We start from the raw sequence: 14,406 nt of genomic DNA, 5'->3' as shown, positions 1-14,406 counted from the left end.
AATTTGGGTTTTGTTATAACAACAAAAAAGACCCAACCTTCCGGTTGGGTCTTGCTTCATGCTGACTAGAGGATTCGAACCTCCGACCTCATCATTACTAGTGACGTGCTCTGCCAACTGAGCTAAGTCAGCAATACAATTAATATCTTACCAAATATGCTAAAAAAAGCAAGCCTTTTTGAATAAAAAATTCATTAATTTTACAACAAAAAAGACCCAACCTTCTGGTTGAGTCTTACTTTATATGCGATTTTTTACTTTAAATAAAATTCAAGATAAGCTGACCATTTAATTAGAAGAATGGCAAATCCGATGAAGCCTTATCCATTTCTTTTAACAAATAAAAAGAAAAAGTATGTAGCTCTTCTAGTCCCAATATAAAAGAATACAGAAGACATTTTAAAGATCTTTTATATTTAAAAAAATATGCTAAAAATTATATTTACACAAATATAAATTATAAATAAATATAAAAAATCACTCATACTTAAATGAGTTTGTTTAATAAACGAAGAATCTACTAATTCCATTTTAAAATTAAACAGATTAATGGGATTATATTTTATTATTTCAAAGTGTTTTATCATTGAGAATATACTCCCGTCTATTAAATTAGCTAAAAAATAAGTAAGAACACTGAGTGAAACAGAAATTGCTTGATTATAAAAAATAAAGGCTAAAACTAACGAAAAACTTATCAAGTATATACTTTCAATACTAGAACCGATTGTCCATAAACAAGAATACCTAATTATCTTATTAGGAGCTAAAAAAATAAATTTCGCAGTTAAAAAATTCAAAACTAAAATGCTTACATACATAAAAAAACTAGTAATCACTAAAGCTATAAATTTAGAAATAACTATTTTATATCTTTTCTGAATAGTACATACTAAATTTTTTATTGCGCCAGTTTGATATTCTATAGCTACACTCGATGTTGTAAAAATTATTAGAGCTAATGGAAAAAACTGAAGTGTAGAAAAACTATTTTCTATTACAAAGTTCACATTAAAAATGTGAAATAATTTTGTAATTATTATCATAAACACATATAAAAATAATAATAAAATAAGTATTAATTGAGTTTGCGTTCTTTTAAAAATTTTTTTAAGTTCAATTTTTATAAGTTTGTCCATTTATCTCTCCATAATCTTCAATACTTCATCTTCTAAATCATTCTTATTTATATCCAAATAATCAATATTAAGTTTATTTTTTACTATAGTTGTAATCCATTCTCCTACTTCAAACGATGAATTACACTTAATCACCACTTTATCTTCTTTATTGTGATATTTTATATTTTTGACCTTTAAAATTTGTTTTAGCTTAGCATTATTAGATGTATCTACTGTAACGATATGTATTGTATTTCTTTTATTATTTAATTCTGTTAACTCCTTTTTATTTAGAATCCATAATTTATCTGCTACTTTAGAAATTTCATCAATTATATGAGTAGATATTAGAAATGTAATTCCTTTATTTTTAAAATATTCAATGGCTTCTCTAAATTTTTTTACGGACATTGGATCTAGGGCATTGATAGGTTCATCTAAAATTACAAGTTTACTTCCTGACAAAAAAGCCTCTATAATTCCTAATTTTTGTTGCATTCCCAAAGAATAAGATGATACTTTTTGATTAATAAAAGATTCCATTTGAAATTTATTTAGCAAATATGTAAGTTTTCGGGTAGAATATACACTATTTAACAACTCAATATTTTCTTTTCCTGTTAAAAAAGGATATATACCCGGATGTTCAATTAATGCTCCTGTATTTTGCAAACATTCTTTATTTTTAATTTTATTATTATCAAAAATACGACTTCCATAATCATAATTAGTCGTTCCTAAAATACATTTCATAAGGGTCGTTTTTCCTACTCCATTATGACCTATTAATCCTACTATCTCTCCTTGATTAATCGAACAAGAAATATTATTTAAAATTAATTTTTTACCATAATATTTTTTCAAATTACAAACCTTTAATAATGTCTTTTCCATAAAATTACTCACTTTACTCTTTCCAAATTGCCGTTATTATTTAATATGAAAATTTTAGTGTATCTTTTATCTTTAATATTAAAATGATGAGCTACTTCTACAACAGGATTATCCATATTAAAGAGCAATGTTCTAATTTTTTCTGCATTTTTTTTATCTAAATTGGCTGTAATTTCATCCGCTAAAATCAATGTTTTATTTGAATAAAGCGCTCTGGCTAATTCTATTTTTTGTTTCTGTCCTCCAGAAATTGAAATTCCATCTTTTTCAAGTTGTATATCATTTAATTTATTTTTTGAAAAAGAAGTTAGTCCAATTTTTGATAATATAAAATATTTATTTTTAAAATACTTAAAAATCCCCTCATTGGGGATTAGTTGGGTAACTGTTCACTTATATTTTCAAATCCTGTAATTTTTAATACTTCTTTTATGTTTTCAGCAATTTTATTATGACCAGTGTATAATGCCAAAAAGTACATATATAATTCTTTTAGAATACCTAATTCTGGAATATTTGACATACTTTTTAACCAATTTAATATTTGAATAGTTACATCATTATTTAAGTTAATATGTGATTTTCTCGAATTATATAAATAATTAATTCCTACTGTAATCAATTTTCTTTGTTTAGATACAGTACATTCACTTAAATTTGGATATGATTTTATCAATTTTAATACTAATGATTTGATACTAGATAAATTATTCTGTCTTATTGAATTACTTAAAATAGTAATTGCATTATCATTTTGTGTCCAATTTTTATATTTAAAAAAATCTTTCATTGCCTTATCAATAGCCAGAGGAGCCTCATTAGGGCTTAATATATTAATAATTAAAATAGCCCTATCTTTTAATTCATTACTAGAAGTTCTATCGGCAAAAATTTGTTCTTTTATTCTTTTAACTTTAACCAAATTTTTTTCATAAAATGCTTCATTTAATTTTTCTGAAATATTAAGATTTTTTTCGTTATCTTTAAAATATTTACCAAAAAAATAATTTATTGAAATATGTCGTCTATCTAGAATCTCAATTAAATCTTCAACAAATATTCTATTCTGTCCTTTTTCCATCTTAGAATAATGAGTTACAGTAATATTTGTTTTTTCAATCATTTCTTTTTGTGTTAAACCTAATTCTGTTCTCAAATCCTTCAAAGCTTCATTAATTTTCATATACATTTTCTCTTCCTAAAATTTGGATTATCTCAATAAAAATAATACAAATTTTATATTATTAACTTTAGATAATTAATTTTGATATTAAAAAAGGACTTCTCCTCCTGTACGATTGATTTAAACCAAAAGCATCTACAGAAAGAAGAGAATTCCGTCATGAATGATTTTATCAAAAATATTGCTTCTGCTCTATTTAACCTTGAAAAAATTAACGATTTATTTCGTTTAGAAGTTGAACAGATAGTCAATATTTTATACTAAAAAATTTTATATAAACAAACTAAACATATTAAAGTATATGTTTTTATATTTAGTTTAAACTACTTTATTACAACAAAAAAGACCCAACCTTCTGGTTGAGTCTTACTTTATGCTGACTAGAGTCGCATTTTTAGAGTAATCAAAGCATTGGTATGACTAGGTTCTTATCAAAACGTGTTAAGATTCGTGTTGATTTTTGGTCAAAAACTTTGTTCAAATGGCATCACAACAAGGATTTATCCATGATGCCAATCTATGATATACCACACTATAAACTACTATTCGTAACTCTATATCTTACTGTTTTTGTTCTTTATAGTGTAATAGGTTTTAGGCGAAGTTGAAGATGTAGCATAAACGTTCTAAGAGACCTAAATCAGTTAAAGTACTTAAAGCTTTTCGAGCTGTGATGACTAAACCACTGTGCTTAAGTACTCTTCATCTTTGTTGCATTTAAATTATAGTATGACACTACTTTCGGTTGTCGCTATTTTTATTTTATTTCAAATAATTAACATAGTTGCCTATTATCAGTGCAAAATCAACCAATTTTGCACCGATAACTTATTTATTGCACCGAAAGCATTTATTAAATTGTTACATCGACAAGCAACGATCCATTACACCTATATCCAGTATTAAAAGTCTTGACGTAGTACCGAAAAAACACCCAAGAATCAAATTACTCTTAGATGTTCTTTACTATAAATTCTAATTATGAAGTCATTATTCGTCCTGCCATTATTTAAGCTTAATTTTGGTTAGCACAGCCAATTTCTCACATAAGTCATCTTGAAGCTTTTTATCATCTACTCGTTGATCATATTTTTCAAGTTGACGATGATAAAAACAATTTCCAGATTCTTGCGTTAATGAATCATCACTTTGACTCAACCAAACTTGACCTAAATACCCTTCCTCTAGATCATCATTGGCTGCACTGCCGCCCATTCTTGTCGGCACCCAACCAGGGTCAACGGCATTTACAGCAGTATTATCAAAAGCACGTGCAAACCTTTTCATTAACAACATTACAGCTAGTTTAGAAGCAGAATAATCAAGACTATCTTCTATATGATCAATATCTAATTGTGCTCCAATATGCATCCCTGAAGCAACATAAATTAATCGCTGTGGTCTATGGATTAAACAAGTCAATACATATGGTGCTGCAACATTAACCCGATAAGTTAAATTAGAGTCACTAGTATATACTCCGGCATTATGAATAATTGCATCAAATTTTCCCCATGAATTAACTTGTTCAGCAATTTTTTTAACTTCATCAGGCTTACTAAGATCACCTATTGCAATCCCTTTAATACCTGGTAATTGTTTGCTTAATTTAACTGCTTTAGCATGGTTTCTAGCATGAAGATAAACTTCATTACCATCTTCAATTAATTTTTTACCCGCTAAAAATCCTAAACCGGTAGTTGAACCTGTAATAAAAACTTTCTTCATCTTTTTTATCCTAATCGTTTTTTATCTCAAAACTTCCACTAGTGTGTGCTAAATGCTGTAATTCATTAAGACTTATTTCAACAGTTCCTAAATCAACTTCATCAAAAATATCCTGATGATTTTGACAGACTAGCACTAAAGAATTATATTCCAAGCAATATTTCAATTGACCTGCAATAGCAGAGCGACTAGTAGCTGTTTCATCATAATTTAAGCTAGAAATCTGACCATAAATTTCAATATTAGAAAAAGGTTGATAATTAATTTGGAGTGGTAATTTCTTTAAAAGGCTAAGGGCAGTTTGATTATGATATAAGTTGATTTGATAACTATTGCTTTCAATTATAAGCTTTTGCATTAGCGAACCTTCAATTCATTTAATTGTTTAACTAAATCCACATCATGCAGATCAGCAATGAATTCATTCCGATCTAACGAAGAAATGATGTCCATTTCAACTTTGGTCAACTCAAAATCAAAAATATCAAAATTACTTTCAATTCTTTCTTGATGAACTGACTTAGGAATTGTAACAACCTTACTTTGTAGATCCCAACGCAAAATCACTTGAGCAATTGATTTATGATATTTCTCTGCAATTTCTGCCAAGATTGGATTTTTCAAAATTTGACCACCATGACCTAATGGACTCCAGGCCTCTGGTTGTACATTTTCATCTTTCATAACTTTTATAGCATCTTTTTGTTGAAAGTATGGATGGTATTCGATTTGATTAATAGCTGGTGTAACTTCATTATTTAAAATCAAATCAACCAATCGATCACTACCAAAATTTGATACTCCAATTGCTCTAATTTTTCCTTCTTTATACAATTCTTCCATCGCATGCCAAGCACCATAGTAATCCCCAAATGGTTGATGGATTAAATATAAATCAAGATAATCTAATTGCAATTTTTTCAAAGAAGTTTCAAATGCTTTCTTTGCTCTTTCATAACTAGCATCTTGAATCCATAACTTGGTAGTAATAAATAAATCTTCACGAGCAACGTTACTTTTCTTAATTGCGTTTCCAACGGCTTCTTCATTGAAATAGGCTGCTGAAGTATCTAACAATCTATAACCAGCATTTAATGCCGATAAGACGCTTTGTTCACATTCATCTTGGTCTTCAACTTGATAAACTCCAAAGCCTAATTTAGGCATTTTAACACCATTGTTTAATGTTACGTATTCCATTATTCTTCCTCCTTATGGGATAAATAGCTGTTCTCCGTCTGGATCAACATCAGGAGAGTAATTTAAGTAGCCTTGAAATTTCCAAAACAAGCGACGATCATTTTGGAGAAAATTATTAATTTCCTCATTAGCTGCTATCGCAGAATATTGTTTTTCTAAGTCTCGTAAGTTTTTAATAGTTGCAATTAAAGTTTGACCTAAAGTACCTTGAATATCTTGAATATCACTTTGCAAATCAAAATATTGAATTTGTTCTTGAATTTGATTTTTAGCAATCTTACTCTGTCTTACCAATTCTGGATTATTCTCTTCTTCGCCCAATTGATTTAATTTTGTTAATTGATTCAATAATTGCGGCAAAATTGATTTAATATCATTCATAATTATCTTCACCTTCTATCATCTACCAGCATAGCTACGACTAAATGACTGGCCAGCTTGCACTACTCTGCGAATAATTGGCAAGCGTTCATTTTCAAACTCAACCATAATTTCACTACCATTATCATACTTATCGGTAAGTTCGGCTAAGATTGCTGCATCATCTAGCGAAGTATTAAACCCATTAGCTGTCATTGGAGTTAAAGCATGTGCAGCATCCCCCACCAAAGTAATCGGACCACGTGATATTTTGGTGGCAACATATTCACTAATTGGGGTGCCTACCATAAAATTGTTTTCCAAAGCAATTTCAACTGCTTTAGCATAGCTAGCTGGAAAACAATGTTTAGCTTCCTTACGCAATTCATTTTTTAATTCATTTGGAAAACTAGCACCATTTAAAGAGTGAATTACTTGATTTTTCTTCACAGCACCAGACTGATATAGGTACTCATTGCGACTATTATCATACCAAGCAATTCCTAACTGGCGATGTCCTCGTTGCGTGCTGCCATCCATACCAGGAGTAACTAAAGCAAAAAGAAAATCTCCTCTTTCGCCATCATATTGCATAAAGTCTGGGGTATTTTGATCTAACCACAAATTTTCTGGCAAACGGTCTTCTTCTACAATCCCTACCCATAGTTGATACCCAGCAAATTCTGCCGTAGGTTGTTCGGGATTAACGTACTTCCGCACTTGACTGTGACCACCATCTGCACCAACTAACAGATCTGCAGTATATTTTTCATTATCTGTAATTGCGGTTGCAGATGTCCCATTTTGAGAAACTTTCTTAACACGAACATCATATTTGATTTGAATATTTGGATCTTGTTCTACGGCACGTTGAAGACGTTGGTGAATCATTCGCCAAGACTCGATTCCACGACCATCTCCTGCCGCAACAGCCCTTAAAAAGTGCGCTAATGACGATTGATCACGAGCACCGGCATGAACAGATAAAACCGCACCACGACGGTCTTGCTTTGGTGCTCTCTCTAAAATAGTTGATGAAATACCTTTTTGTGATAAAGCTAAAGCTGCCATCATTCCAGCAAGCGAACCACCAACAACAATTGCTGATTTTACTTGACTCATATAAATCCCTCCAATTTTAATTGTCGGTTTTAGTATATCTGGAGAAATTGATCCGTGGAATTCTCAAAATAGTATAATAGTATTAACTAAAAGGTTAATACTATTAGAGGTGTTTTCGTTGTTGTATAATTCTCAATTAAACTATTTTATTCTGGCAGTGGAAGAAGGTAGTTTCACTAAAGCCAGTAAAAAATTATTTTTATCACCAGCTGCTTTTATTAAGCATATCAATAAGTTAGAAGAAGATTTAGATATAACACTATTTAACCGGACGCCGACAGGAATCACATTGACTCCTGCTGGCGAGACGGTTTTTAAGGCAGCAAAACAAATTATTGCACTTTCCAATCAGGCAATTGCATCAGCTAAAAGCCAAGAAACCACTAGCAATAATTCCATTAAAGTTGGCAATTCATTACTTTATCCTAGTCAGCCACTTTTTGATCAGTTATTACCAATTTTAAATCAAAATCCCCAGTTGCAGTTACAAGTAGTTTCTATTTCTAATTCCACAGATACACAAAACAGCCCAGTTAATATGTTGGGTAACCAAATTGATATTTTTGCCGGTATTTTTCCATCTGATATGTGGAACCATTCTTGTCAAGGTCTCAAATTGGCTGATCTTCCTCTAAGGATTGCTGTACCACGTAATAAAGATTTAGCCAATAAGAAACAATTGGAACTTAGTGATTTGCAAAACACGACCTTATTTATGGTTGAACCGAACAGTACTCAATATATTGATGTGGTCCGCCATCAACTGGAAAAGGATTATCCAGATATTAAAATCAAAACAGTGCCACCGTATGATATTGATACTTTTAATCGCGTGGTCACTGATAATAAACTTATTTTGACAGTTGACATGTGGCTAAATGCACATCCTTCATTAAAAACTGTACCTGTTAACTGGCATTACACAGTTCCATGGGGAATCGTTTATTCTTTGCATTCTTCCAAAAATGTTGAGAACTTTATAAAAGATGTGGATGATAATATTGTAAATTAGTTTTTTATACACGACTTCTGCTAATTAAGTGTAGGCTGTCACTATGGGCATTACAGGAGCAATTACGGTCATAATTACTAAGGTATTTCTCAAGTACCACACTTCATAAAAAACAAGCCTGGTACTAATTACAATCAAGGCTAAAAAAGGTACTACGCTTCGCTAATCACGAGGTGTAGTACCTTTTCTTGCTTAACACGTTTTTATCACACCTTAAGTTAGTCATACCAAGCAATCTAGCAAACTAAGAATTTAAAAAGCTTCCGTCAACCACAAGCGTGTTAAGAAACGTGTTAAATGGTTATCAAAAAGTGCAAAAGAAAAGCTTGTTATAACAACGTTAAACGCTACTATAACAAGCTTTCATAAGTTAAAATATGCTGACTAGAGGATTCGAACCTCCGACCTCATCATTACTAGTGACGTGCTCTGCCAACTGAGCTAAGTCAGCAACTTCTCATCGTCAACTGACGACATCATTTATTAAACCATTTAATTCAATTTTATGCAAGCCTTTTTTGTAAAAAATTATTTTTTATTTCGTTAAATAATTTTAGTTAATGTAGAATAAGAATTAGATATTGATATTTTTGCAGGAGGGGGTTTTTTCGTGTATTTAGCAAATCTTGCTTCCATTCAAATTGAATGGGATTGGTTACTTAGAATTGTTGTAGCAGCTTTTTGTGGGGCTATTATTGGATATGAGCGTGCTATTCAGCGAAAAAGTGCTGGTGTTAGAACTCACATCGTTGTCGCAATTGCTTCTGCGCTTTTTATGATTGTTTCAAAATACGGCTTCACTGATTTACTTAATATGCATGGAATTGCTCTTGATCCATCAAGAATCGCTGCTCAAATCGTAACCGGAATTTCATTTATTGGAGCAGGTACAATTTTAGTTAGACGTGATCAAATCTCTGGTCTTACCACTGCAGCAGGTGTTTGGGCAACAGCTGCTATCGGTATGGCGGTTGGTGCTGGACTATACTTTATCGGGATTCTTTCAACAGTATTCTTATTTGCCGTTCAAATTTTATTCCATGATGATACTCTAATTAATAAAATAATTGTCCATGTTCGCTTTGATATTCAAATAGAAGCCTTAAATCAACACAATGTTTTATCAAAAATAGAACAAGAACTACGAGATAATCAAGTTGAAAATATTTCAGTAAAAATCTTAGACGTCAGCGAGGAAAAAATCATCTTCAATGTTGATGGAATTATCAATAATAAAAAAGACGAAAATGATATTATTCTAGCTTTGAAAAAATACCCTGATATTACTCGCATTAGCTATACCCGAGGAGGGCAATAATTTTTAATTAACTATATGAGCAAGCTTTCTTTTCTTCTATTTAGCTAAATTATTGTTAAAATAGGACTGTTAAGAAGAAAGGAAGATTATTATGGCAGGACCACTTGATTATTTGCGTTGGCGTGGAGATTTTACTTTTGAGCAAGCTCCTTTTAACAGTGTCGATGCTTCACTTTTTGCCTCTTTAATTTACCTGCCAGTTGATAAATCCGCTGCAGGTCATACTTTAAGCGAAGTTGCACAACGATTACGTACTTTGCCATCATTTCAACATCAAATGCACGATGAAACAGGTGCCGAGGTTTTGCTTCTGCCTGAAAGTCCTCGTCTTGGAAATGTTAAAATTCTAAACTGGACCAATCGAATGGATACAAAACCTGCTCCTTTGCAATTTACCGCAGCTACTTTTCGATTAAACGACCATACAATATTAATTTCTTATCGAGGAACTGATAGCTCTATGATTGGTTGGAATGAAGATATGAATATGAATTACATGCCAGAAATTTATGGACAAACTGTTGCATCTAAATATCTTCAAACAATTGCTGAAAAGTTTCCTTATGATGAAATTTATCTTGTTGGACATTCCAAAGGTGGTAACTTTGCTCAATTTGCACTAAGTAATAGCCCTATTGAATTGCAAAATAGAATAATTCAAGCTATTAGTTTTGACGGACCCGGTTTTTTCCATCAAGTATATTCTACAGATGGGTTTAAACGCAGCAAATACAAAATGAAAACTTACTTACCTGAAAGTTCAATTATTGGCACGATGCTTGACCACCCTGAACGAGTTTTAATTATAAAAAGCGACGCTCCAATGAAAGACCAGCATGATCCAAGAAGATGGAGCGTGGGGCGTGATAGTTTTGTTTTAGCTGAAGGATTGACTACTGGGGCTAGAGTTTTGCGCCATTCATTAATCCATTTCAATCATTCTATTCCTGATGCTAAGCGTAGTGAAATGTTTTCTGCATTATTTGATGCTTTTGAAAATTCTGACATTAATGATGTTAATCAACTTACAACTCATAAGATTATTGGAACTTATCGCTTAGGTCGAGTAATTATGTCTCTAGAGCCCGATATGAGAAAAATCATCACCAGCATGTTTAACGATGTTTGGACTACTTATAGAAACAATCTTAATTTACCATTTACCGAAGGCAAAGTACGCTTTTATCCTAAGTGCAATGATTCAAAAAAGGGACCAATTTTTTATGAATTTTATTCTAAAAAACATCCCAAAGTAATGGTACCTATGAGTCCAATTGTTAAAAAGCACCATAAACACCATCATGAAAGTAGAAAATGAGTTTCACATGAAACGCAAACAGCACTCGCAAGGAGTGCTGTTTTTATATCACTTTCTTAATGGACTTATTCTGGACTACGACGTGTCATTCCCAAAATAAATGAAACAATCAATACTAGGATAACTGCTCCAAGTATCGAGGGAACAATTGCCATACCAGCTACTTGTGGTCCCCATGCACCAAGAAGTGCTTGTCCTAAACTTGATCCCACAAGTCCAGCTAAAATATTAGCAATCCAGCCCATTGATTGGCCTCTGCCAGTAATTGCGCCTGCAATTAAGCCAATTACTCCACCTACGATCAATACCCATAACCAATGTAACATATTAGGTCACCTCGTTACTTATCTTTTCTTCGGCATTCTTTTTGATTTCATTTACGCGATCAACGACTTCACCCTTTTTCTTTTGGGCTTTGCCTTCGGCCTCGCGTAATTTGTCTTTGGTAACTTTACCTTCGACTTCTTTAATCTTGCCGATTACTTTATCTTTAAGACCTGATTCTTTATTCATAAAGCTCTTCCTTTCTATATTTTAATCGTTATACTAATCTTACACACTTAGTGACACATTGTCACTAAATAAGCTAAAAAAATACTCAACTTAAACTTTTGTTAATAAATTGAGCATTTTTCTTGTTTTTTTGTAGTTTAGTTATTTTCTAACAATTCCTTAGCAAGTTCAAAATCACCTAAGGTTGCTGAACCATTATTTTCAACAGCGGGACGTACAATTAACTTATCTAAATCTGGGGTTGCAACGTAATTATTGTTAAACTTATCAAAGAATTCACGTACTTTTTCAAGGTCCTTATCATTCAAAACAGAACCACCCACTACCATCACGTCCGGACGGCTTGCCATATAAACATTGTAAAGAAGTTGAGCTACATAATAAGCTACATAAGTAAATACCTTGTTATCACGACTTAATTTTTCTCCTGGAATACCAGTTCTACCTTCAAGAGTCGGACCAGCTGCCATTCCTTCTACACACTTGTCGCCATGGAATGGACAGTTACCTTCATAATCATCCCCTGGATAGCGTCTAACAAGCATATGTCCCATTTCAGGGTGATTATTAAGACCTACAAACTTGCCTGCTTGGACAATACCTGCTCCAACTCCAGTACCAATTGTTACATAGAAGTAACTCTTAGAATTATCGCGTCCACGAGCAATGTATTCACCATATCCAGATGCATTTACATCAGTAGTCATTACAACTGGAATGTTTAATTCACGTTCAAAAAATCCCTTAACATCAGTTCCAGACCAACCACGTTTTGGGGTATCTAAAATATAACCAAATGTACGAGAGTTAGGGTTAATATCAATTGGACCAAAAGTACCAATTCCAAGTGCATCAACTTCATTTTTCTTAAAGAAATCTGCACTCTTTTGTAAAGTTTCTTCAGCAGTTGTGGTTGGAATACGGTCTTTTGCAATTACTTCACCACTTTCAATATCTTGTACAGCTAAGATAAACTTAGTTCCACCAGCTTCAATACTACCTACATATTTATTTTCTGTCATATTTATCATCCTTTTCGTTTTAAATTTAACTCCATATTTTATATGCTGAAAAATATTATATAGGTAATTCATGATTGTGTAAAGGCTTACAGTATGTAATTATAGATAAATATTTCCAAAATAAATTAACTTATTTATAGAATTTTTTATTATCTTGCAAAATAAAAAAGCTCCTTTCGGAGCTTTTTAAACGTTATTCTAATTCATTGGTGGTGGCGGGGGACCAAGTGGGGCATCATGACCATAATCTAAGTTAGAAAATCTATTATATGGCTTTGAGAACATTAATTTAACGGTCCCTCGGCTTCCTGAACGGTTTTTCTCGATAATTACCTCTACTTCACCATTATCGGCTTCTGAGCCTACTTCTGCACTTTCACCATCTTCACCGCTTTCTTCATCACGATAATAGTCATCACGATAAAGAAAAGATACGATATCAGCATCCTGTTCAATTGATCCTGATTCACGAATATCAGATAAAACAGGTCGCTTATCTTGCCGTTGTTCAACTGAACGAGATAATTGAGACAATGCAATTACAGGAACATGAAGTTCCTTAGCAAGTTTTTTCAATTGTCTTGAAATTGCGGATACTTCTTGTTGTCTTGATTCACTTCTTGGACCTTCAATCAATTGTAAATAATCAATTACAATCAAACCAAGATTTCCTGTTTCTTTAGCCAAACGCCGAGATTTTGCTCTAATTTCACTCATTTTAATACCCGGAGTGTCATCAATATAAAGCTTAGCCTCAGCTAAAGAACCAGCTGCCATTACAAGTTTTTCCCATTCTTCATCATTAAGCTGACCTGTCCTAAGGTGTTGTGAATCAATGAGTCCTACAGACGCAATCATTCTTTGAACAAGCTGTTCACCACTCATTTCTAGAGAAAATACAGCAACATTCTTATCCGTATGAAGTCCAACAAACTGAGCTACATTCATTGCAAAAGAAGTTTTACCAACACCAGGACGAGCAGCAATAATAATTAGTTCATCATCATGAAATCCAGTTGTCATCTTATCTAATTCTTGAAACCCAGTGGGTAAACCTGTAACCATATTCCCATCTTCAGGAATATTATTGATTTCATCCACAGCATTATTCACAATATCCTTGATTCGCCGAAAGCCCCCAGTACTATTTTCTGAAGAAACATTCATAATTTCGCTTTCTGCATTATCCAAGATATTTGTAACATCATCAGAATCCTGCATTGCATTTGCAATAATCTTCTGACTAGCAGAAATAAGGCGCCTTAACAGCGCCTTTCTGTGGACAATTTGTGCATAATATGTAACGTGAGCTGCTGTTGGAGTTGCAACTGCCAACTCTGATAAATATGCTACTCCGCCACTATCTTCTAATTGATTTTTTTGTTCTAGTACATCCTTAAGCGTTAACGGATCAATTGCTCTTTCATCATCGGATAACTCAAGCATCCCCTGATAAATTAAACGATTAGCCCGCTCATAAAAATCATCTGGCTGTACTACCGTACTTGCTTCAGCAACAGCTTCAGGATTGATAAAAATCGCACCCAAGACTGCCTTTTCTGCTTCTGCATCGTGCGGAATCTGTTGCGATACAATATTATCCATTAACCCCTAC

Annotated in this window: 16 protein-coding genes and 2 tRNA genes; 3 read left to right on the top strand and 15 right to left on the bottom strand. The window is 32.4% G+C overall.

Translation table 11 applies throughout. The features are described 5' to 3' along the window. Window positions 1–59 precede the first annotated feature (59 nt). The 10 genes from FOD82_RS00150 to FOD82_RS00100 form a co-directional block, all read right to left on the bottom strand. Window positions 60–132: transfer RNA gene (locus FOD82_RS00150), tRNA-Thr, on the bottom strand. Window positions 133–416: 284 nt separating this feature from the next. Continuing rightward, a complete protein-coding gene (locus FOD82_RS00145) occupies window positions 417–1,139 on the bottom strand; it encodes an ABC transporter permease (RefSeq protein ID WP_144354502.1) in 723 nt (240 codons plus the stop codon). Further along, a complete protein-coding gene (locus FOD82_RS00140; RefSeq protein WP_144354501.1) occupies window positions 1,140–2,015 on the bottom strand; it encodes an ABC transporter ATP-binding protein in 876 nt (291 codons plus the stop codon). An 8-nt stretch (window positions 2,016–2,023) separates the two neighbouring features. After that, a complete protein-coding gene (locus FOD82_RS00135; protein WP_277950086.1) occupies window positions 2,024–2,332 on the bottom strand; it encodes an ATP-binding cassette domain-containing protein in 309 nt (102 codons plus the stop codon). Between the two features lie 56 nt (window positions 2,333–2,388). Beyond that, a complete protein-coding gene (locus FOD82_RS00130; protein ID WP_144354500.1) occupies window positions 2,389–3,198 on the bottom strand; it encodes a helix-turn-helix transcriptional regulator in 810 nt (269 codons plus the stop codon). A gap of 1,005 nt (window positions 3,199–4,203) precedes the next feature. After that, complete coding sequence (locus FOD82_RS00120; RefSeq protein ID WP_144354498.1) at window positions 4,204–4,926, bottom strand: SDR family NAD(P)-dependent oxidoreductase; 723 nt, start codon at window positions 4,924–4,926, stop codon at window positions 4,204–4,206. Between the two features lie 10 nt (window positions 4,927–4,936). After that, a complete protein-coding gene (locus FOD82_RS00115) occupies window positions 4,937–5,284 on the bottom strand; it encodes a cyclophilin-like fold protein (RefSeq protein WP_144354497.1) in 348 nt (115 codons plus the stop codon). Beyond that, the gene (locus tag FOD82_RS00110) at window positions 5,284–6,126 is read right to left on the bottom strand and encodes an aldo/keto reductase (RefSeq protein WP_144354496.1); all 843 of its coding nucleotides are present in this window, start codon (window positions 6,124–6,126) and stop codon (window positions 5,284–5,286) included. The genes FOD82_RS00115 and FOD82_RS00110 overlap by 1 nt, the downstream gene beginning before the upstream one ends. A gap of 12 nt (window positions 6,127–6,138) precedes the next feature. Continuing rightward, window positions 6,139–6,507, bottom strand: coding sequence for a hypothetical protein (locus FOD82_RS00105; RefSeq protein ID WP_144354495.1), 369 nt, complete (start codon window positions 6,505–6,507; stop codon window positions 6,139–6,141). An 18-nt stretch (window positions 6,508–6,525) separates the two neighbouring features. Beyond that, window positions 6,526–7,608 (bottom strand): NAD(P)/FAD-dependent oxidoreductase, encoded by a 1,083-nt coding sequence (locus FOD82_RS00100; RefSeq protein ID WP_144355992.1) that lies wholly within the window; start codon window positions 7,606–7,608, stop codon window positions 6,526–6,528. 118 nt (window positions 7,609–7,726) lie between these two features. Here FOD82_RS00100 and FOD82_RS00095 point away from each other — a divergent pair, with 118 nt between their 5' ends. Continuing rightward, complete coding sequence (locus FOD82_RS00095; RefSeq protein WP_144354494.1) at window positions 7,727–8,620, top strand: LysR family transcriptional regulator; 894 nt, start codon at window positions 7,727–7,729, stop codon at window positions 8,618–8,620. A gap of 378 nt (window positions 8,621–8,998) precedes the next feature. Here the strand turns inward: FOD82_RS00095 and FOD82_RS00090 are convergent. Next, a tRNA-Thr gene (locus tag FOD82_RS00090) sits at window positions 8,999–9,071 on the bottom strand. Between the two features lie 159 nt (window positions 9,072–9,230). Between FOD82_RS00090 and FOD82_RS00085 the strand changes: the two genes are divergently transcribed. Then, window positions 9,231–9,938: an MgtC/SapB family protein gene (locus FOD82_RS00085; protein WP_144354493.1), complete on the top strand. Its 708-nt coding sequence runs from the start codon at window positions 9,231–9,233 to the stop codon at window positions 9,936–9,938. Window positions 9,939–10,029: 91 nt separating this feature from the next. Beyond that, window positions 10,030–11,256 (top strand): DUF2974 domain-containing protein, encoded by a 1,227-nt coding sequence (locus FOD82_RS00080; RefSeq protein ID WP_144354492.1) that lies wholly within the window; start codon window positions 10,030–10,032, stop codon window positions 11,254–11,256. A gap of 65 nt (window positions 11,257–11,321) precedes the next feature. Here FOD82_RS00080 and FOD82_RS00075 read toward each other — a convergent pair whose 3' ends face one another. The 4 genes from FOD82_RS00075 to dnaB all read right to left on the bottom strand — a co-directional run bounded on the left by FOD82_RS00075 (window position 11,322) and on the right by dnaB (window position 14,396). Further along, window positions 11,322–11,582, bottom strand: a complete 261-nt coding sequence (locus FOD82_RS00075; protein ID WP_144354491.1) for a GlsB/YeaQ/YmgE family stress response membrane protein — start codon at window positions 11,580–11,582, stop codon at window positions 11,322–11,324. Window position 11,583: 1 nt separating this feature from the next. Beyond that, the gene (locus tag FOD82_RS00070) at window positions 11,584–11,769 is read right to left on the bottom strand and encodes a CsbD family protein (protein WP_144354490.1); all 186 of its coding nucleotides are present in this window, start codon (window positions 11,767–11,769) and stop codon (window positions 11,584–11,586) included. 137 nt (window positions 11,770–11,906) lie between these two features. Further along, window positions 11,907–12,791 carry an ROK family protein gene (locus FOD82_RS00065; protein WP_144354489.1) on the bottom strand — a complete coding sequence of 295 codons (885 nt, stop codon included), beginning with the start codon at window positions 12,789–12,791 and terminating at the stop codon, window positions 11,907–11,909. A 198-nt stretch (window positions 12,792–12,989) separates the two neighbouring features. Beyond that, on the bottom strand, window positions 12,990–14,396 hold the full coding sequence (gene dnaB / locus FOD82_RS00060) for a replicative DNA helicase (RefSeq protein ID WP_144354488.1): 1,407 nt from the start codon (window positions 14,394–14,396) through the stop codon (window positions 12,990–12,992). Window positions 14,397–14,406 lie beyond the last annotated feature (10 nt).

Origin of the sequence: Lactobacillus sp. LL6 (assembly GCF_007570935.1) — a bacterium.
GTDB lineage: Bacteria > Bacillota > Bacilli > Lactobacillales > Lactobacillaceae > Lactobacillus.
This window is presented reverse-complemented; position numbering and strand designations above follow the sequence as displayed.